This window comes from Cytobacillus sp. ABV4_503, from assembly GCF_056158445.1.
This window is the reverse complement of record NZ_JBSWTH010000001.1, coordinates 3173189-3192979: the sequence shown is the minus strand read 5'-3', so window position 1 is coordinate 3192979 and position 19791 is coordinate 3173189. Positions and strand designations below refer to the sequence as shown.

At 42.5% G+C, this 19791-nt stretch carries 15 protein-coding genes, 3 rRNA genes, 1 pseudogene and 1 riboswitch; of the genes and pseudogenes, 16 read left to right on the top strand and 3 right to left on the bottom strand.

The genetic code is table 11. The features are described from left to right. Nucleotides 1–27 precede the first annotated feature (27 nt). The 9 genes and pseudogenes from glpK to ACXAD1_RS15915 all read left to right on the top strand — a co-directional run bounded on the left by glpK (nt 28) and on the right by ACXAD1_RS15915 (nt 9820). Nucleotides 28–1517: pseudogene (gene glpK / locus ACXAD1_RS15955) on the top strand (glycerol kinase GlpK). 193 nt (nt 1518–1710) lie between these two features. Then, nucleotides 1711–3375 (top strand): glycerol-3-phosphate dehydrogenase/oxidase, encoded by a 1665-nt coding sequence (locus ACXAD1_RS15950; RefSeq protein WP_474910575.1) that lies wholly within the window; start codon nt 1711–1713, stop codon nt 3373–3375. 102 nt (nt 3376–3477) lie between these two features. Further along, a complete protein-coding gene (locus ACXAD1_RS15945; RefSeq protein ID WP_206837761.1) occupies nt 3478–4437 on the top strand; it encodes a nucleoside hydrolase in 960 nt (319 codons plus the stop codon). A gap of 176 nt (nt 4438–4613) precedes the next feature. Beyond that, the gene (locus ACXAD1_RS15940) at nt 4614–5102 is read left to right on the top strand and encodes a hypothetical protein (protein WP_474910574.1); all 489 of its coding nucleotides are present in this window, start codon (nt 4614–4616) and stop codon (nt 5100–5102) included. Between the two features lie 572 nt (nt 5103–5674). Further along, nucleotides 5675–5757: riboswitch (ZMP/ZTP riboswitch) on the top strand. 83 nt (nt 5758–5840) lie between these two features. After that, the gene (locus tag ACXAD1_RS15935) at nt 5841–6719 is read left to right on the top strand and encodes a bifunctional 5,10-methylenetetrahydrofolate dehydrogenase/5,10-methenyltetrahydrofolate cyclohydrolase (protein ID WP_206837755.1); all 879 of its coding nucleotides are present in this window, start codon (nt 5841–5843) and stop codon (nt 6717–6719) included. A gap of 213 nt (nt 6720–6932) precedes the next feature. Further along, a complete protein-coding gene (locus ACXAD1_RS15930; RefSeq protein ID WP_009332508.1) occupies nt 6933–7133 on the top strand; it encodes a cold-shock protein in 201 nt (66 codons plus the stop codon). A gap of 298 nt (nt 7134–7431) precedes the next feature. Then, nucleotides 7432–8883 (top strand): degradosome RNA helicase CshA, encoded by a 1452-nt coding sequence (cshA, locus tag ACXAD1_RS15925; RefSeq protein WP_206837752.1) that lies wholly within the window; start codon nt 7432–7434, stop codon nt 8881–8883. Nucleotides 8884–9034: 151 nt separating this feature from the next. Continuing rightward, nucleotides 9035–9235: a cold-shock protein gene (locus tag ACXAD1_RS15920; protein WP_009332506.1), complete on the top strand. Its 201-nt coding sequence runs from the start codon at nt 9035–9037 to the stop codon at nt 9233–9235. Nucleotides 9236–9313: 78 nt separating this feature from the next. After that, nucleotides 9314–9820, top strand: coding sequence for a metallophosphoesterase family protein (locus ACXAD1_RS15915; protein ID WP_206837749.1), 507 nt, complete (start codon nt 9314–9316; stop codon nt 9818–9820). Nucleotides 9821–9827: 7 nt separating this feature from the next. On the opposite strand, the gene ACXAD1_RS15910 is transcribed toward ACXAD1_RS15915, so the two are convergent. Beyond that, nucleotides 9828–10673 (bottom strand): GNAT family N-acetyltransferase, encoded by an 846-nt coding sequence (locus ACXAD1_RS15910; RefSeq protein ID WP_206837745.1) that lies wholly within the window; start codon nt 10671–10673, stop codon nt 9828–9830. A gap of 157 nt (nt 10674–10830) precedes the next feature. Here ACXAD1_RS15910 and ACXAD1_RS15905 point away from each other — a divergent pair, with 157 nt between their 5' ends. Next, nucleotides 10831–11229 (top strand): cytosolic protein, encoded by a 399-nt coding sequence (locus ACXAD1_RS15905; RefSeq protein ID WP_206837741.1) that lies wholly within the window; start codon nt 10831–10833, stop codon nt 11227–11229. A 28-nt stretch (nt 11230–11257) separates the two neighbouring features. Here ACXAD1_RS15905 and ACXAD1_RS15900 read toward each other — a convergent pair whose 3' ends face one another. After that, nucleotides 11258–11587, bottom strand: coding sequence for a DUF6509 family protein (locus ACXAD1_RS15900; protein ID WP_244671116.1), 330 nt, complete (start codon nt 11585–11587; stop codon nt 11258–11260). A 239-nt stretch (nt 11588–11826) separates the two neighbouring features. Between ACXAD1_RS15900 and ACXAD1_RS15895 the strand changes: the two genes are divergently transcribed. From ACXAD1_RS15895 to rrf, 6 genes are all read left to right on the top strand, one after another. Further along, the gene (locus ACXAD1_RS15895; protein WP_206837737.1) at nt 11827–12036 is read left to right on the top strand and encodes a cold-shock protein; all 210 of its coding nucleotides are present in this window, start codon (nt 11827–11829) and stop codon (nt 12034–12036) included. 308 nt (nt 12037–12344) lie between these two features. Further along, entirely contained in the window at nt 12345–13172 is an 828-nt protein-coding gene (locus ACXAD1_RS15890; protein WP_474910573.1) for a hypothetical protein, read from the top strand. 318 nt (nt 13173–13490) lie between these two features. After that, a 16S ribosomal RNA gene (locus ACXAD1_RS15885) occupies nt 13491–15040 on the top strand. Between the two features lie 180 nt (nt 15041–15220). Continuing rightward, a complete protein-coding gene (locus tag ACXAD1_RS15880) occupies nt 15221–15352 on the top strand; it encodes a hypothetical protein (RefSeq protein WP_289438779.1) in 132 nt (43 codons plus the stop codon). Then, nucleotides 15347–18282: ribosomal RNA gene (locus ACXAD1_RS15875) — 23S ribosomal RNA — on the top strand. The genes ACXAD1_RS15880 and ACXAD1_RS15875 overlap by 6 nt, the downstream gene beginning before the upstream one ends. Before the next feature lie 203 nt (nt 18283–18485). Continuing rightward, nucleotides 18486–18602: ribosomal RNA gene (rrf, locus tag ACXAD1_RS15870) — 5S ribosomal RNA — on the top strand. Together the 16S, 23S and 5S rRNA genes form the textbook arrangement of a ribosomal RNA operon. Nucleotides 18603–19095: 493 nt before the next feature. Here the strand turns inward: rrf and ACXAD1_RS15865 are convergent. Further along, nucleotides 19096–19719 carry a LysE family transporter gene (locus ACXAD1_RS15865; RefSeq protein ID WP_474910572.1) on the bottom strand — a complete coding sequence of 208 codons (624 nt, stop codon included), beginning with the start codon at nt 19717–19719 and terminating at the stop codon, nt 19096–19098. Between the last annotated feature and the right edge of the window lie 72 nt (nt 19720–19791).

Genomic DNA, 19791 nt, shown 5'->3' with positions numbered 1-19791 from the left:
AATGAACAAGATTGGGAGGAGTTAATTGTGGAAAAATATATTTTATCATTAGACCAGGGGACTACTAGTTCGCGTGCTATCCTATTTAATAAAAAAGGGGAAATTGTGCACACAGCACAAAAAGAGTTCACACAGCATTTTCCAAAGCCTGGCTGGGTTGAACATAATGCTAATGAAATATGGGGTTCAATTTTATCGGTGATTGCAGGTGTTTTTTCGGAATCCGGCATAAAACCTGAGCAAATTGCCGGCATTGGCATTACAAATCAGAGGGAAACAACAGTTGTTTGGGATAAAGAAACGGGAGCCCCAATTTATAATGCGATTGTCTGGCAGTCAAGGCAGACAAGCGAAATTTGCGATGAATTGAAGGAAAAAGGCTATAACGATCTATTCAGAGAAAGAACCGGTTTATTAATAGATGCATACTTCTCAGGAACAAAAGTTAAGTGGATACTGGATCATGTGGAAGGGGCAAGGGAAAAAGCTGAACAGGGCAAATTATTATTTGGAACCATCGATACATGGCTAATCTGGAAGCTGTCTGGAGGAAAAGCACATGTGACCGATTACTCGAATGCTTCCCGCACACTAATGTTTAATATTCACGAACTTAAATGGGATGAAGAACTGCTTAACATTCTTGGAGTTCCTGAAACGATGCTGCCTGAAGTGAAGCCATCTTCTGAAGTGTATGCTAAGACTATTGACTATCACTTTTTCGGGAAGGAAATCCCCATCGCCGGAGCAGCGGGTGATCAGCAGGCTGCGCTATTTGGACAAGCATGCTTTGAGAAAGGAATGGCTAAGAACACTTACGGTACCGGCTGTTTCATGCTTATGAATACAGGGGAAAAAGCCGTCCAATCTGAACATGGACTTCTAACCACCATTGCCTGGGGGCTTGAGGGGAAAATTGAATATGCATTGGAGGGCAGCATTTTTGTTGCGGGCTCTGCCATTCAATGGCTCCGTGATGGAATGAGGATGCTCAAGGATGCAAAGGACAGCGAAAGCTATGCAAAAAGAGTGGACTCGACAGATGGAGTTTATGTAGTTCCGGCATTTGTAGGTCTAGGGACACCATATTGGGACAGTGATGTAAGGGGAGCAGTATTCGGAGTCACAAGGGGAACGTCCAAAGAGCATTTTATCCGTGCGACACTCGAGTCACTTGCTTATCAGACAAAAGATGTTTTATCTGCCATGGAAGCGGACTCAGGCATTGAACTTAAGACGCTTAGGGTTGACGGGGGTGCCGTGAAAAATAACTTCTTGATGGAGTTCCAGTCAGATATTTTAGAGGTGCCGGTTGAAAGACCGACAATCAATGAAACTACTGCGCTGGGGCAGCTTACCTTGCTGGATTGGCCGTCGGGTTCTGGAAATCACAGGAGGAAATTGCTGAGCAGTGGGCAAATGATCAATCATATCATCCATCAATGGAAGAAAAAGTCCGTGAAGAACTTTATAAAGGCTGGAAAAAAGCTGTAAAGGCTGCAATAGCATTTAAATAATCAGAAGCAGATTTTATACACAAATCATATCTTTTATGTTATAATAAGCTTAAGTTAATAGTTCGGCAGGAGATGCGGAGAGACCACAAAATCATTATCGGGTAATCGATAATGTATTTTGTGGTCTCTTTTTTATTCCCTGCTTAAAAGGGTAGTTACAACTACTGGCCTTTTCGACAAGGAGGAGACAGCAATGACATTTTCTAATTTAAATCGTACTGAAATGATAGAAACACTGACAACGGAAGAATTTGATATTCTGATTATTGGCGGCGGCATAACGGGAGCGGGAATTGCCCTGGATGCGGCAACACGGGGAATGAAAACAGCACTCGTCGAGATGCAGGATTTTGCTGCCGGAACTTCCAGCCGTTCAACAAAACTGGTTCACGGCGGATTAAGATATCTTAAACAATTTGAAGTTAAAATGGTAGCGGAAGTCGGCAAGGAGCGGGCAATCGTATATGAAAATGGACCACATGTGACTACACCGGAGTGGATGCTGCTGCCAATGCATAAAGGAGGCACGTTTGGGAAATTCTCGACTTCTATCGGACTTAGAGTTTATGACTTTCTTGCAGGAGTCAGAAAGTCTGAACGCAGAAGTATGCTTAATGCCCGGGAAACACTATCAAAAGAACCGCTTGTAAAAAAAGATGGACTGAAAGGCGGCGGTTATTATGTGGAATACCGCACAGATGATGCTCGTCTTACGGTTGAGGTAATGAAAGCTGCAGCAGAAAAAGGCGCTATGCCTGTTAACTATTTGAAGGTCGAAAAACTTTTATATGATGATCAAGGAAAAGTGTGCGGAGCTGCAGCTGCAGATCAGCTGACAGGCAAGGTTCATGAAGTTAGAGCAAAAAAAGTCATCAACGCAGCAGGTCCCTGGGTTGATTCCATCCGCGAGAAAGACGGATCAAAGAAAGGAAAGACCCTGCGTTTGACTAAAGGGGTTCATTTAGTAATAGACCAATCTAAGTTTCCGTTAAAGCAGGCTGTGTACTTTGATACTCCTGACAAAAGGATGGTATTTGCCATTCCGAGAGATGGAAAGACCTACGTGGGAACAACAGATACCTTCTATAATTCTAATCCCGTAAATCCAAAGATGACTGCAAGTGACAGAACATACATCATTAACGCCGTTAACTTTATGTTTCCTTCTGTAAAGATAGAGGAGAATGATATTGAATCCAGCTGGGCTGGTGTTCGTCCGCTTATTTGGGAAGAAGGAAAAGATCCTTCCGAAATATCACGCAAAGATGAAATTTGGGAGTCGGATACTGGTTTACTGACAATTGCAGGCGGGAAACTGACAGGGTACAGGAAAATGGCCGAAACCATTGTTGATGTACTTGCTGAAAAGTTCAAACATGAATCAAGTAGAACATTTAGGAGAAGTATTACAAAAACAATGCCCATTTCAGGAGGAAATGTAGGAGGATCATCCAAATTCCAGGAATTTATCGGGTTCCAGACTGAAAAAGGAAGAAGTATCGGTTTATCAGCTGAACAGTCCAGGCACCTTGTTAAAATGTATGGGTCTAACGTTGGTATCATCTTTAATATGATTGAAAAGAAAAGGAATGAAGCTGAGAATTATGGCCTGCCGATTATATTATGGGCTAAGCTGAAATATGCAATTGAACATGAAATGGCTGCCACCCCTGTTGACTTTTTTAACCGCAGAACAGGAGCTCTTCTTTTTGATATTGAAACGGTAAAAAATTATCAAAAGCAAGTAATTTCATATATGGCTGATGCATTTGAATGGGACACAGCTGCAGAAAGTAATTTTGAAAACCAGCTGAACCAGGAACTCAGCTTTGCGGTAAAGCCGGCTGATCAGGATTAAAACTCTCCAATTGGGGAGTTTTCTTTTTTAAGGAGTATTTTCATAAACAAAAGGGACATTCCTTAGGCATAATATAGACTAAATAGCTAGCGGAGGTGGCTTATGTACAATGTTCTCATGTTTGTTGACTCGGGAGTTGATGATTCACTTGCCCTAATGTATGCCCTTCAGCATCCCGAGATTAATCTAGTAGGTGTAGTCAGCGCTTATGGCAACATAACAAAAGAAGAATCCATTAATAATACTGCTTATTTGCTTAATCTTGCAGGCAGAGAGGACATTCCCATTATTGCAGGGGCGAGCGGCCCGTTATCCGGTGAGACCGCTGTCTTTTATCCTGAAATACACGGGGAGGAAGGCCTTGGGCCCATTCAGCCTCCAGAGGACTTCAGCAGCAAAATAAAGGTACATGATATAGATAAAATTATTGAAATTGTAAATGAATACAAAAATGACCTGATGATCGTTGGAGTAGGGAGGCAGACAGATTTGGCATTGCCGCTAATTCTGTATGGAAAGGATGCATATAAAGATGTAAATGCATTTTATTTAATGGGCGGTGCGTTTCTAGTTCCGGGAAATGTAACACCAGAGGCTGAGGCGAATTTTTACGCTGACCCGATTGCGGCGGATTCAGTTCTTGAAAAAGCAAAAAACATTTATATTTTCCCTCTAAATGTAACAAATAAAGCGATTATCCGGCCTGAAACGATCAATTTTATAGCGAATAATACCCAATCACCTTTTAAAGACTTAATCAAACCTGCTTATGATTATTATTACGAGGCTTATCAAAAGCTTGTCCCGGGGATTAAAGGTGCACCTCTTCATGATGTTCTGGTATTAAGTGTTCTCACAAATCCAGATCTTGTCAAGTATGTAAAAAGAAGAGTGAGAATTGAACAGTTTGGAAAGGCCAAGGGAAAAAGCATAGCTGACTTCAGGCCATTGCCCGAAGATGATCCTCCGGAAACACTTGATAATATAGCGATGGAGCTTGACCTGGAACGGTTTGTCATTGATTTTATGGAAGTTTTTCTCACTCAGAAAGTTCAGAAATAGCTTTTGACACAGAGTGTTAAAAGCTTTTTCATTTGGCGTTGAAGGGGAATAGGAAGTTTGCATAGAATGTATTAACGTGGAAAACATTTGAAGTCAGGGAAAGTTTCTTTAGGGAAATTGCAGCAAATCCATTAAGTTTCAGTATACATTAATCAAATCAAATGGAGGCTTCCAAATTGCTAAAAAACAAAAAAATAAACAGGGCTTTTTCAATTCTGGGAATGGTCATAGCCATCGCTGCAGCATATAGTGTACTTGTCTTTTTAAATAAGGGTGAATCCAAGGTGCAAAAAACCTCGGCAAATGCGGAAACATCCGAACAGGATTTAATGTACGATGATTTAGGAGACTTCATTGCCTCCAATCATACTTTTTATAATGAAACACTTGGATGGGGGAGAGACCGTAAAGTCAGCTGGACTAAACAAAGGGAGCAGGCTGACTTAATCGTAAACTCACTAAAGAAAATATCAGCGGAGAATGAGGATTTGCAGACTGATCTGAGCACAATAGCACGGCTGGCAGAAACTGTGCAGTCGGGCACTAAGGAAAAGGATGTTCTAATTAAATTGCACCGATATTTTCATGATCTGGATATTGGTTTTAATGACTATAAAGACACAACCGATTATTTTGATGTAACTGAGTATAAGGGAGAAGGCTGATAAACGAGTGACAAGTTTTTTTCTTGACACCTTACCGTAAATAAGGTAACATAGTGATTGAAGTATTTGAGGTATATTGTTGAAGTCGTTAATTCACTTGGAATGTTCGGCAGCCGAACCTTCTTTTTTGTGAAACTGCGGCTTTTTATTATGTTTTATGCTCTTTAGGATTTTGAAAGAGTAAGCATGTGTTTGTAATTAAGAATAATTTGTGTGGACAGCTTAAAGCTGAATTTTCTTCTTAATCATCTTCTATAAACCAGACACTTCTCCGTATTTTTACTTCAGTAAGTTTCTTACCATTTAATATTAAAATCTCAGAGAGCATCTAAGAGTCGGAAAAGATTCCGGCCAACCTGATTCCCACTGGCGCGGTCTAGGAGCCGCAAGGATGGAAGAGAGGAAGGGCTTTCATTGTTTTAGGTAATAATTAAATAACTCAAATATATCATTTATAAGGACAGTGTTTGCTGTCCTTTTTTATTATTTTGCAAAAAACACGAACGATTTAATAAGTTTCAGTTTAATCATTTGTGTTTTTGTGGTATGATGTATACATAAGAATAGCTTAACAAAATCGCAGTGACTGACGACAATGCGGAATGAACCGCAGGGGAGCTGCGTCTATGTATAGCCGGTCGTCTGGGCAGAGATAAGGGATACCCTTGTCTCTTTTTTCATAACAAAATGGAAAAGCCCGTCAGCCGAATAGGTGCTTTTCCTATAGGAGGAATATGCATGGAAAAAAAGATTATTCTTGATGGAATTGTTGTGGCAAAACATGTGAAAGACCAATTAAGAAATCGAATTGAAGAATTGAAGGGGAAGGATGTCGTCCCTTGTTTGGCCACTATTTTGGTGGGAGATGACCCTTCTTCTGAAACGTATGTAAGGATGAAGGGAAATGCTTGTGAAAAACTTGGCATTTTATCAAAACGTATCCATATGTCAAAGGATACAACAACACATGAACTATTAGAGAAGATTGCAGAATTAAACGATGATCCTTCTGTACATGGAATCCTTCTACAGCATCCCGTCCCTGGACATATAGATGAACGAAAAGCTTTTGAAGCAATTGCTATTGAAAAAGACGTAGACGGTGTTACAAGCCTTGGATATGGACAGACTGCATTCGGATTTGGTGAATATCCGTCTTGTACACCTGCAGCTATTTTGGAAATTATGGATTTTTATAATTTGAAGGCTGAAGGTATGCATGCAGTAGTCGTAGGCAGAAGCCCGATCCTTGGCAAGCCGGTCTCTGCCCTTTTACTCAATCGAAACGCAACAGTCACTACGTGCCATTCATATACCCAAAATCTGCCCCAAATTGTAAAGCAAGCTGATATTGTAGTAGCAGCTGTAGGAAAACCTAACTTCATCAAGGGTGAATGGATTAAAGAAGGAGCTATTGTCCTTGATGCCGGATATAATGAAGGAAATATTGGGGATGCAGAGTATGACAGCTGTTTTGAAAAGGCGTTTGCCATTACCCCCGTACCTGGAGGAGTTGGACCTGTTACGATTTCCATGCTTTTGAAACATACTGTTCATGCTGCGGAAAAATCGCTGAAATACAAGGGAAGCATAAATAGTTCATTTATCCCTAAATAAAAATTGATCTTTAAAAGGATTGACTTATAACTGGGTGTCGTTTATTATTAGGTTAACGCTGTAAAGTTCGTTATATACTTTTTGGATAAGTAGTCGTAGCTGCAAAGAAATGTAGGCGATCGTTCATCCTCATTTCTGGCAGCTGCGACTTTTTTATGTTTAAGTTTATATGGTACATTATAGTGAAAAACAATTTATTGGGAGGCAACACAAATGAACACAGGTAAAGTTAAATGGTTTAATGCAGAAAAAGGTTTCGGATTCATCGAATCTTCAGAAGGTCAAGATGTATTCGTACACTTCTCCGCTATCCAAACTGAAGGTTTCAAAACTTTAGAAGAAGGTCAAGACGTAACTTTCGAAATCGTTGAAGGTAACCGTGGACCTCAAGCTGCTAACGTAACAAAAGCATAATTTGCTTAAAATGAGGTGATGCATGTCTAATCATGCATCACCTTTTTATGTTTGCTTATCCACTTTGTAGCCTTCAGCATTCCTCAAAACAGATCTTCTGCAATAACTGCTTTTAGGAATATGTATTTTTCATTTCACCCAATTAAAATACTTCACTTACAAAAAGTTTAAAAATAGTGCAAACGGAAATGTAAAAAAGAGATACAAACTGGAAAGCCTAGTAAAGTGTCCATGTCTTTATACAAAAACAATCTTTCAGTACCTAATAAGATATGCAATTCAAGGAGGAACTTATATTTTGACAACTTTTTCAGATTTTGGCTTAAGTAATGAAATAGTAAAAGCCCTTTCCAATATGGGCTTCGAGGAACCAACACCAATTCAGGCACAGGCAATTCCAATCGGAATGAAGGGTAAGGACATGATTGGCCAGGCGCAGACTGGAACTGGAAAAACCACTGCTTTCGGTGTGCCGCTGTTAGAGCAGATTGATTTAAACGAAGGTATTCAAGGTCTTGTCCTTGCACCAACACGGGAGCTTGCTGTACAGGTGGCAGAAGAATTAAACCGTATAGGACAGGTAAAGGGAGTCCGGACACTTCCTGTTTACGGTGGTCAGGATATCACCCGCCAAATCCGTGCGCTAAAAAAGCGTCCGCATATTATTGCTGCTACACCGGGAAGATTAATTGATCATATTGAAAGAAAAACAATCCGCTTAAGCAACATCAAGATGGTAGTTCTGGATGAAGCGGATGAAATGCTTAATATGGGATTCATAGAGGACATTGAAAGAATTTTAAGTGAAATTAAAGGTGAGCGCCAAACCCTTCTTTTCTCTGCAACAATGCCAAAAAGAATTCAGTCTCTTGCAGAAAAATTCATGCAGGAACCGGAAATGGTTAAAGTGAAAGCGAAAGAAATGACTGTTAAAAATATTGAACAGTACTATATGGAAGTGCATGAAAAACAAAAATTTGATGTACTTTGCAACCTGCTCGATATTCAGTCACCTGAACTGGCTATTGTGTTTGGGAGGACTAAGAAGCGTGTAGATGAAGTGGTGGAAGGCCTTATCAAGAGAGGCTATTCGGCTGAAGGGATTCATGGTGATATTCCCCAGGCGAAAAGAGATCAGGTTATCCGCCGATTTAAAGAGCAGACAATCGATATAATGGTAGCCACTGACGTAGCTGCAAGGGGTCTGGATATATCAGGCGTATCCCATGTTTATAACTTTGATATTCCGCAGGATCCTGAAAGCTACGTTCACCGGATTGGACGTACTGGACGTGCCGGAAATAAAGGGCTGGCAATTACGTTCGTTTCTCCAAGAGAAATTGACCACCTGAAAATAATTGAAAGTGTTACAAAGAGCAAAATGGCGAAAAAGCCTGTTCCTTCCTTTAAGGATGTTGTTGCAGGCAATCAGCAGGCGACTATTAATAAACTCATGGAAGTCATTGAAAAAGAAGAACATGCTGACTTCAAAAGAGTTGCTGAAAATCTACTTGAAGACACAGATTCTGTCACATTGCTTGCTGCAGCCATTAAATTACTGACTAAGGGCCCTGATGTAACACCGGTTAAACTAACCGCTGTGGAACCGATCCGTGTGAGAAAACCTAAAGGAGACCGCGGAGGAAGAAGATTCAGCGACAGGTCAAGAGGCGGCGGCCGGGATAGAAGAGATTTTAAAGGCGGGCGTGACAGGCGCAGTAAAAACCGCAGCAGCAGCAATAAAGGATAATGCGTACTAATATCGGAGAGAAAATGGATAAATTGATTTTTTTCCGGTACTTTTTGAACATTTTATTATAAAATTTGAGGAATTTACCCATATTAGTAAATGCAGGGTAAAAAATCACTCTGTGAGTTATAGATATTAGGAGGAAATTTACATGGCAACAGGCAAAGTAAAATGGTTTAACTCAGAAAAAGGTTTTGGCTTTATCGAAGTTGAAGGCGGAGAAGATGTATTTGTTCATTACTCTGCGATCCAAACAGAAGGTTTCAAAACCCTTGATGAAGGCCAAGAAGTTAACTTTGACATAGAGCAGGGCCAGCGTGGACCGCAAGCTGTAAATGTAACAAAGTTATAATTGATTGTTAAGAGAGTCCCTTTTAAGGGGCTCTTTTAATTTTGGGGTAAAATAGGGAATAAAAGTAAGTGGAAAGGAATGATAGTGATTAAAACCCTTATCTTGTCTGATACCCACATGCCAAAGAAGTCAAAACAACTGCCTGGTGTTCTGCTGAATGAACTTCTCAGCTGTGATTTAATTATTCATGCTGGGGATTGGCAGAGCGTTGATCTGTATTATGAATTAAAAAAATATGCTCCTGTTGAGGGGGTATATGGTAATACCGACAGTGATGAACTTTGCACCATATTTAAGAAAAGAATACTGCTTGAACTAAAAGGTTATAAAATAGGGGTAGTCCATGGACATGGAGAGGGAAAAACAACTGAAAAAAGAAGTATAGAAGCTTTTGATAAGGAAAATGTTGATGCTATTATATTTGGGCATTCTCATATTCCTGTAAAGAAACTCTATAATGGAGTAATCCTGTTTAATCCCGGGTCTCCCACAGACAAGCGCAGGCAGCCGAACTATTCGTTCGGCATCCTGAAAATTACAAATGAAATGACATTCAATCATGTTTTCTTCGATTCAAAGGAATAAAATGGCTTCAAATCTTGAGTGTGTTAAGATCATATTCATAATAATCTTGTGTGCCGTATGGTTCAAAACCGCATGATTTGTATAATGACAGTGCATGGTCATTTTTTGCAGCTACTTCAAGATGCACCCAGTTAACTCCCTTGCTGTTTTCCAGATTAACAGCATTGGTAAGAGCACCCCTGCCGATTCCTTTTCCCTGAAATGAAGGATCGACAGCAAAGCCGTAAATCCACGCAGCATCTTTTTCTCTTTGAATCCTGATTTTGCCGGCTTTTTCGCTTTTGTATTCAATTATAAAAGTCCTCTCATTTTCGCAATCAAAGATATTGTTATTAAAAGCTTCTGCCTCATCTTTAGGGATTTCAAAGCATGCAGTATCCAGATAATTAATGAAAGAAAGGTCACTGCCTACTGCTTGCCGCAAAGTTACTTCAGGATTTGCTGTTCCGATTTTTGTACTTTTATGGCGTTTCATTTGATACTCGGAGAATGAATAGATGCAGGGAATTGATTTTAAATAACCTTTTGCTGATTGGGAAGAGGCTGGAGCATTAATAAGCAATTTGCGTGCCAGGGCCAATTGTTTTGCTGCCTGATTGAATAAGCTGGAAAAGATGCCCTTTCGTCTATGATTAGGGTGAACCATTCCGCATAATTCGACAGGTCCTCCAAAATTATATAAAGCAAGGTAACCTAATAAATTCCCGCTGTTATCATATTGGAAATAGTCATTTTCATTACCGGCAGGTCTCGACTTCAAGGTATCCCAGTTTAATTTTAAATTAATATTTTCGGTCTCTTCGCATATATGCTGGAGAGAATGGATTTCGAATAATTGTTTTTCTGTCAGCACTCAGGCGGCCTCCTGTATAAAAGAAATGATAAACCAATAATATAAGAAAAAGGATCAAACGAATAGTCCTAAAATTCAATCCATTTGCATTGTAATTGAAATTATGTAAATAAATTTAGCTATATGTTAGGATTGTATGGAAAAAGGGGGAGAATTAATGAAGAAATTCACAGTGATGTTCCATAAGGAAGACAATGTACAGCCGATGGCTGTTCAAAAACTAAATGAAAATGACTTTGAACTATACACGGAAGGCGGCACAAGGCATTTATTTGAATTGAACTCAAATGTTGGATATTTTATATTTTTTGATGCTGTCGATAAGGAAGGTAAGGAGTCTTATCTGGTTCTCCAATATGAAGGAGAATCGGAAGAACCCAGTGCATGCTTTGCTTTTGAATTAAAGGATTTCTATCAATTCACAGCTCTTTATTTGAATGATCTTGACTTTAATGAAGGAAATAATGTGGATAGGGAAGAAGAAGCTTATACACCGATACAGCATTTGGCACATTTAATGTATCACATTATTGAAGAGGGGAAAAAAATTCAGTAATAAAATAAAAGAGCAGGGGGGCCTGCTCTTAATCTTGTGCTTGAGAAAGGTTCTCTCTGCAGAAAGCTGAAACCGTTTTTTCTTCCTCTTCATCTAAAGCGAAATCCAAAATGTTTCCTGAATGACTTTCAATAAAATGATAATTAAGAATCCTCTCATCTTCTCCATTTTTATAATAAAGCACTCTTAACTTAATGTCATTCTCTGAATATAAATCATCGTCTTCATCTACGTCGATATCTAAAAAGTATTCATAGCGGTCACCCGTTAAAATGCCGGTCGGATCCTGTATGTACTCAACCGTATAGCTTGTAATGTTCATGGTCTTCACCCTTTCTTTCGCTGCTGTACATGTCATTATACACTTTTCCCAGATTGGTTTAATAGTATTTATCAATTTTTTGCCATGGTTCTATGGCTGCTGTGTGAGTTTAGAACTTTTTGACAGAACCCTTAAAATATGTTATACTAATTTTAGTTAAAAGAATATAATATTGCCCATAAACACTTGTTATATAGAGCCAGTGGTTCGTCACTTTATATAGCAAGTGATTTTTATTTTGGGTAAGGGTCTTACTCTTTGGGAGGTGCCTGATTATGGCAATGGGATTTGGCAGAAAAAATTTGGAAGAAATCAAGGTTGAAGAAGTAAAGATCTGGGAGTGTACATCTGAGTCTTGCAACTGCTGGGTAAGGGACAATTTCAAAAGCAGCCAGGTACCTATTTGTCCGATTTGCAAAAGTGAAATGAAAGAAACGACTAAAGAATTGCAAGTCGTTAACAATAACAGCATCTTTTCTAAATAATTGTAAGGGCGATGACATCGCCCTTTGTTTTTTGCTGATTTTTTCTATTGCGCTTGTAAGCACATCATCAAAAAAATCCCTTAGCGCATTATCTCATATTCCACTGACTTCTTCTCGGCGTTTACCCCTTTTCCCTCGGGCCTGGGCAACATAAAATGACTTTCAAAATCCATACATTTCACCCTATTTAGCTTTATAAGTATTAGAAAGGGGAAACCTTAGTTCAATTGCCCTTCCTTCAAAGGTAAAGTATATGTTTGTCCATGATGAACAAAATAATGGAAACGTGCTAAACTGGATGTGGAAGAATGTCAAATTTGCTTTGGTTTCTTGGATTAGTGCTCATTAGCATTGGCCTTATTTATATAACTTTTATTAAAACTGAATTCCGGTATAATCTTGCGGTTTATTTTTTCGTTATGGGACTTTCTTTTTTAATGGAGTACATCGTTTTAATTTTAGGCGATGCCTATTCCTATTATCCGAAATTATTTTCAATTCAATGGTATGATGATGTTTTTGGTTCCAGTATTTCACAGGCTTTTTTTATTCCGAGTGTATTAATGGCAATAGCTGCTTTTAGAATGCGCTTTAAATGGATTATTTTCATAATCGCCGCTATTTTCGGGATAGAAGAGCTGTTTCTCTGGCTGGGCATCTATGAACATAATTGGTGGAAATCCTGGTTCACCCCGATCATCTTATTTGCTTCGGTTTTTGTTATTAAATGGTGGAGAAGTAGAGTTGAAGCTCCTACTTTATTTATTCAATTTATAACTGTATATATGGCCAGCACCACAATTTACCAGGGGATATCTTTTGGTTTAACGGCTATCTTGGGAACTCATCAGTATAAGATCGGGTGGTTTGAATCGCCTTATCAGGACCATATAGCTTTTAGTGTTCTTATTTGGATTATCTATGCCCTGTTGCTGACCATCATCATAATAAAGTTTTATCGATTTATATGGATGGTCTTATTATTTTTTGCCGATTTAGCTTTTCATTGCTTTATGGTGAAAATGGACATTTTAAAGATATGCACTTTTTGGAATCCTCTTTACTTTAGTGTGATACTTATGCTATTGCTGGTATTAATCAGGAAATTAAATAATTATATGTTCTCATCAAACTGAATTTTAAACTTTCAACAGGTTATGATGGTCTAAAGAAAACTTAAAAAAACAAAAACAAACTGGAATAAAGTACCACGAATAAAACGTTGACCTGAAACACTGGCGATGCTATTATTTAAGAACAGCTTTCACAACATAACTGAGAGAAAATATTTCTAAAAAGTTATTGACACTGAAGGTTGTAATTGATATAATATAAAAGTTGCTTAGAAAGATAGCGACTGAAATGATTGATCTTTGAAAACTGAACGAACATAAACGTCAACGTTAATTCTTTAGTCTTTTTTGAAAAGACAACTTATGAGCTTAATCAACTCTTATATGGAGAGTTTGATCCTGGCTCAGGACGAACGCTGGCGGCGTGCCTAATACATGCAAGTCGAGCGGACAGATGGGAGCTTGCTCCCTGAAGTCAGCGGCGGACGGGTGAGTAACACGTGGGCAACCTGCCTGTAAGACTGGGATAACTCCGGGAAACCGGGGCTAATACCGGATGATTCTTTCCCTCACATGAGGGAAAGCTGAAAGATGGTTTCGGCTATCACTTACAGATGGGCCCGCGGCGCATTAGCTAGTTGGTGAGGTAACGGCTCACCAAGGCGACGATGCGTAGCCGACCTGAGAGGGTGATCGGCCACACTGGGACTGAGACACGGCCCAGACTCCTACGGGAGGCAGCAGTAGGGAATCTTCCGCAATGGACGAAAGTCTGACGGAGCAACGCCGCGTGAGTGATGAAGGTTTTCGGATCGTAAAACTCTGTTGTTAGGGAAGAACAAGTACCGGAGTAACTGCCGGTACCTTGACGGTACCTAACCAGAAAGCCACGGCTAACTACGTGCCAGCAGCCGCGGTAATACGTAGGTGGCAAGCGTTGTCCGGAATTATTGGGCGTAAAGCGCGCGCAGGCGGTTCCTTAAGTCTGATGTGAAAGCCCCCGGCTCAACCGGGGAGGGTCATTGGAAACTGGGGAACTTGAGTGCAGAAGAGAAGAGTGGAATTCCACGTGTAGCGGTGAAATGCGTAGAGATGTGGAGGAACACCAGTGGCGAAGGCGACTCTTTGGTCTGTAACTGACGCTGAGGCGCGAAAGCGTGGGGAGCAAACAGGATTAGATACCCTGGTAGTCCACGCCGTAAACGATGAGTGCTAAGTGTTAGAGGGTTTCCGCCCTTTAGTGCTGCAGCAAACGCATTAAGCACTCCGCCTGGGGAGTACGGCCGCAAGGCTGAAACTCAAAGGAATTGACGGGGGCCCGCACAAGCGGTGGAGCATGTGGTTTAATTCGAAGCAACGCGAAGAACCTTACCAGGTCTTGACATCTCCTGACAACCCTAGAGATAGGGCGTTCCCCTTCGGGGGACAGGATGACAGGTGGTGCATGGTTGTCGTCAGCTCGTGTCGTGAGATGTTGGGTTAAGTCCCGCAACGAGCGCAACCCTTGATCTTAGTTGCCAGCATTCAGTTGGGCACTCTAAGGTGACTGCCGGTGACAAACCGGAGGAAGGTGGGGATGACGTCAAATCATCATGCCCCTTATGACCTGGGCTACACACGTGCTACAATGGATGGTACAAAGGGCTGCGAGACCGCGAGGTTAAGCGAATCCCATAAAACCATTCTCAGTTCGGATTGCAGGCTGCAACTCGCCTGCATGAAGCCGGAATCGCTAGTAATCGCGGATCAGCATGCCGCGGTGAATACGTTCCCGGGCCTTGTACACACCGCCCGTCACACCACGAGAGTTTGTAACACCCGAAGTCGGTGGGGTAACCTTTTGGAGCCAGCCGCCTAAGGTGGGACAGATGATTGGGGTGAAGTCGTAACAAGGTAGCCGTATCGGAAGGTGCGGCTGGATCACCTCCTTTCTAAGGATATTTACATGAAACGTGACGTGTTTTGTTCGTTCAGTTTTGAGAGTTCAATCTCTCAATGAAAGAGTCGTTCTTTGAAAACTAGATAATGTTAATGAAGAAGCAATAACCGAGTAATCGCCATCTTAGTTTTTTCTCTTATTTTTGTTTTAAAACAAAGTAAGAGCACAAACCATGAGGGCAATGAGAAGCAAGAAGATCAAGGAAGCGACCGAACGAGCACCGGAGCGTACGAGAGTACGTGAGGAGCACAGTGACGGAGCTGACGCAGAGATTCGCCGCTTATCATTGGCCGAAGCAGGTTAAGTTAGAAAGGGCGCACGGTGAATGCCTTGGCACTAGGAGCCGATGAAGGACGGTACTAACACCGATATGCTTCGGGGAGCTGTAAGTAAGCTTTGATCCGGAGATTTCCGAATGGGGAAACCCCCTATCCGTAATGGGATAGGATCTTTACCTGAATACATAGGGTATTGAAGGCAGACCCGGGGAACTGAAACATCTAAGTACCCGGAGGAAGAGAAAGCAAACGCGATTCCCTGAGTAGCGGCGAGCGAAACGGGATTAGCCCAAACCAGGAGGCTTGCCTCCTGGGGTTGTAGGACACTCTACACGGAGTTACAAAGGAACGAGGTAAATGAACAGGTCTGGAAAGGCCGGCCAGAGAAGGTAAAAGCCCTGTAGTTGAAACTTCGTTCCCTCCAGAGTGGATCCTGAGTACGGCGGGACACGAGAAATCCCGTCGGAAGCAGGGAGGACCATCTCCCAAGGCTAAATACTCCCTAGTGACCGATAGTGAACCAGTACCGTGAGGGAAAGGTGAAAAGCACCCCGGAAGGGGAGTGAAAGAGATCCTGAAACCGTGTGCCTACAAGTAGTTAGAGCCCGTTAATGGGTGATAGCGTGCCTTTTGTAGAATGAACCGGCGAGTTACGATTACATGCGAGGTTAAGTTGAAGAGACGGAGCCGCAGCGAAAGCGAGTCTGAATAGGGCGAATGAGTATGTGGTCGTAGACCCGAAACCAGGTGATCTACCCATGTCCAGGGTGAAGTCCAGGTAACACTGGATGGAGGCCCGAACCCACGCACGTTGAAAAGTGCGGGGATGAGGTGTGGGTAGCGGAGAAATTCCAATCGAACTTGGAGATAGCTGGTTCTCTCCGAAATAGCTTTAGGGCTAGCCTCATGTAGTAAGAGTCTTGGAGGTAGAGCACTGTTTGGACTAGGGGCCCCCATCGGGTTACCGAATTCAGACAAACTCCGAATGCCAAAGACTTATCCATGGGAGTCAGACTGCGAGTGATAAGATCCGTAGTCAAGAGGGAAACAGCCCAGACCACCAGCTAAGGTCCCAAAGTATACGTTAAGTGGAAAAGGATGTGGAGTTGCTTAGACAACCAGGATGTTGGCTTAGAAGCAGCCACCATTTAAAGAGTGCGTAATAGCTCACTGGTCGAGTGACTCCGCGCCGAAAATGTACCGGGGCTAAACGTATCACCGAAGCTGTGGATTGACATCTTTCGATGTCAGTGGTAGGAGAGCGTTCTAAGGGCGTTGAAGCCAGACCGCAAGGACTGGTGGAGCGCTTAGAAGTGAGAATGCCGGTATGAGTAGCGAAAGATGGGTGAGAATCCCATCCACCGAATGCCTAAGGTTTCCTGAGGAAGGCTCGTCCGCTCAGGGTTAGTCGGGACCTAAGCCGAGGCTGAAAAGCGTAGGCGATGGACAACAGGTTGATATTCCTGTACCACCTCTTTACCGTTTGAGCAATGGGGGGACGCAGGAGGATAGGGTAAGCGCGCTGCTGGATTAGCGCGTCCAAGCAGTTAGGCCGGTAACGAGGCAAATCCCGTTACCAAACAGGCTGAGCTGTGACGGCGAGGGAAATTTAGTACCGAAGTTCCTGATTCCACACTGCCAAGAAAAGCCTCTAGCGAGGGAAAAGGTGCCCGTACCGCAAACCGACACAGGTAGGCGAGGAGAGAATCCTAAGGTGAGCGAGAGAACTCTCGTTAAGGAACTCGGCAAAATGACCCCGTAACTTCGGGAGAAGGGGTGCTCATTAGGGTGCATAGCCCTGATGAGCCGCAGTGAATAGGCCCAGGCGACTGTTTAGCAAAAACACAGGTCTCTGCGAAGCCGCAAGGCGAAGTATAGGGGCTGACGCCTGCCCGGTGCTGGAAGGTTAAGAGGAGAGGTTAGCGCAAGCGAAGCTTTGAATCGAAGCCCCAGTAAACGGCGGCCGTAACTATAACGGTCCTAAGGTAGCGAAATTCCTTGTCGGGTAAGTTCCGACCCGCACGAAAGGCGTAACGATCTGGGCACTGTCTCAACGAGAGACTCGGTGAAATTATAGTACCTGTGAAGATGCAGGTTACCCGCGACAGGACGGAAAGACCCCGTGGAGCTTTACTGTAGCCTGATATTGAATTTTGGTACAGCTTGTACAGGATAGGTAGGAGCCTGAGAAGCCGGAGCGCCAGCTTCGGTGGAGGCGTCGGTGGGATACTACCCTGGCTGTATTGAAATTCTAACCCGCGCCCCTGATCGGGGCGGGAGACAGTGTCAGGTGGGCAGTTTGACTGGGGCGGTCGCCTCCTAAAAAGTAACGGAGGCGCCCAAAGGTTCCCTCAGAATGGTTGGAAATCATTCGCAGAGTGTAAAGGCACAAGGGAGCTTGACTGCGAGACCTACAAGTCGAGCAGGGACGAAAGTCGGGCTTAGTGATCCGGTGGTTCCGCATGGAAGGGCCATCGCTCAACGGATAAAAGCTACCCCGGGGATAACAGGCTTATCTCCCCCAAGAGTCCACATCGACGGGGAGGTTTGGCACCTCGATGTCGGCTCATCGCATCCTGGGGCTGTAGTCGGTCCCAAGGGTTGGGCTGTTCGCCCATTAAAGCGGTACGCGAGCTGGGTTCAGAACGTCGTGAGACAGTTCGGTCCCTATCCGTCGTGGGCGCAGGAAATTTGAGAGGAGCTGTCCTTAGTACGAGAGGACCGGGATGGACGCACCGCTGGTGTACCAGTTGTCTTGCCAAAGGCATCGCTGGGTAGCTATGTGCGGAAGGGATAAGTGCTGAAAGCATCTAAGCATGAAGCCCCCCTCGAGATGAGATTTCCCATAGCGTCAAGCTAGTAAGATCCCTGAAAGATGATCAGGTTGATAGGTCAGAGGTGGAAGCGTGGCGACATGTGGAGCTGACTGATACTAATCGATCGAGGACTTAACCAAAACGAAAAGCGGAGGCGACTGTTCAACTTCGAGAGACGTTGGAGAGCCGGCCATTCAAATCCTGGTTTGGGATTTGGAGGGACGGATCGAAACGGCCGAGAAGTTAGGAGCCGAAGCTAGACAAGTCAAATTTGGTTATTACTCGGAAAACTTCTTCATGCATTATCTAGTTTTGAGGGAACGAAGTTTCTTCAATTACATAGTCCGGTGGCGATAGCGAGAAGGTCACACCCGTTCCCATACCGAACACGGAAGTTAAGCTTCTCAGCGCCGATGGTAGTTGGGGGCTGTCCCCCTGTGAGAGTAGGACGCTGCCGGGCATATGAAAGAGCACCTGATGGGTGCTCTTTTTTGTGTGCTTGGATGAGTTACGGTACCCAATAGCTTATTTGGACTCTTCTTTTTAATGGGAAAATAGATATATGCGTCACACCTGTGAACAAATGCCACTTTTTCATTTTATGCTTCACTTTGGCACATATATGCGTCACTTTCACACGTATATAAGCCTAAATCGAATTATTTGTGCCACTCCTTATTTCACCGTCTGTTTTAAGTGTTATAAGCTGTTCTCTACAAAAATAAATTGTGCCAAATGTGAGATAAACTTCAAAATATACTAGATAAAAAATAAAACCTGTTAGATAAGCTCCTAGGCATGCTAGATAAACCCTAATAAGGTTTAGATAAATCCCCGAATTTGCCAGATTAACCAAATTAACTGCAACGCATACCATCATGCAAGCTCATATAGATATTTCAGCACATAATTATCTGTTTTTCTCCACCTGGTCCGAATGAATGGAATATGTATTAAAATAAAAGTTTATAAGCCTGCATTCCAAAATAAATCCCAAAGCCAATCAGTGATAAGCCAGATAATATGGAAATTAGAGCGAGAATCTTCCCGGTTAAAAATCTTCTGAAGCTGCTGGCGACAGCTGCCATCGTTATGTCCCAGATAAGAAGCCCTGTAAAAATTGCGCCGCTGTATAAAACAACATGTGCCTTGTCATACTCGGCTGCTGTTTTGGCCAGAATGGAACCATAGATGCCAAGCCAAAAAAGTATAGTTAAAGGATTTGACAATGACATGAGAAAGCCTGACATAAAAGATTTAACTTTAGATTCATTTTTGGTTCTATAGCTTGAAACTACTTTTCCCGCACTTATTAGGGTTTCAACACCTGTATAAACAAGGACGAAAAATCCAAAGCACCATAAGAAGGCTTTCATGAATGGAATCTCAAGAAAGTGTACAACGCCCAAATAAACGGCCGCCATATATATGGCATCTGCTGTCATAGCACCCAGCCCTACCAGCCAGGCATGGAAAAAGCCATTTTTTATTCCTTTATCCAACTGTGCAGCATTAATTGGACCGATTGGCGCTGCAAGCGACAGACCCAAGAAAACATAGCCTAGAAATATGCTCATAAATGTACAGCTCCTAACTGCCAAACCTGTTTGTACAAAGTCTATTCAGTGGATTGGAAGTATAGGACAACT

Bases quoted from the DNA above. Each gene is read 5' to 3' on its own strand.
- ACXAD1_RS15905 (WP_206837741.1), top strand. From the start codon at position 10,831: ATGAAGAAATTCACAGTGATGTTCCATAAGGAAGACAATGTACAGCCG.
- ACXAD1_RS15865 (WP_474910572.1), bottom strand. From the start codon at position 19,719: ATGAGCATATTTCTAGGCTATGTTTTCTTGGGTCTGTCGCTTGCAGCG.
- ACXAD1_RS15930 (WP_009332508.1), top strand. From the start codon at position 6,933: ATGAACACAGGTAAAGTTAAATGGTTTAATGCAGAAAAAGGTTTCGGA.
- ACXAD1_RS15945 (WP_206837761.1), top strand. From the start codon at position 3,478: ATGTACAATGTTCTCATGTTTGTTGACTCGGGAGTTGATGATTCACTT.
- ACXAD1_RS15890 (WP_474910573.1), top strand. From the start codon at position 12,345: ATGTCAAATTTGCTTTGGTTTCTTGGATTAGTGCTCATTAGCATTGGC.
- ACXAD1_RS15935 (WP_206837755.1), top strand. From the start codon at position 5,841: ATGGAAAAAAAGATTATTCTTGATGGAATTGTTGTGGCAAAACATGTG.
- ACXAD1_RS15900 (WP_244671116.1), bottom strand. From the start codon at position 11,587: ATGACATGTACAGCAGCGAAAGAAAGGGTGAAGACCATGAACATTACA.
- ACXAD1_RS15880 (WP_289438779.1), top strand. From the start codon at position 15,221: ATGAGGGCAATGAGAAGCAAGAAGATCAAGGAAGCGACCGAACGAGCA.
- ACXAD1_RS15915 (WP_206837749.1), top strand. From the start codon at position 9,314: ATGATAGTGATTAAAACCCTTATCTTGTCTGATACCCACATGCCAAAG.
- ACXAD1_RS15920 (WP_009332506.1), top strand. From the start codon at position 9,035: ATGGCAACAGGCAAAGTAAAATGGTTTAACTCAGAAAAAGGTTTTGGC.
- ACXAD1_RS15950 (WP_474910575.1), top strand. From the start codon at position 1,711: ATGACATTTTCTAATTTAAATCGTACTGAAATGATAGAAACACTGACA.
- ACXAD1_RS15895 (WP_206837737.1), top strand. From the start codon at position 11,827: ATGGCAATGGGATTTGGCAGAAAAAATTTGGAAGAAATCAAGGTTGAA.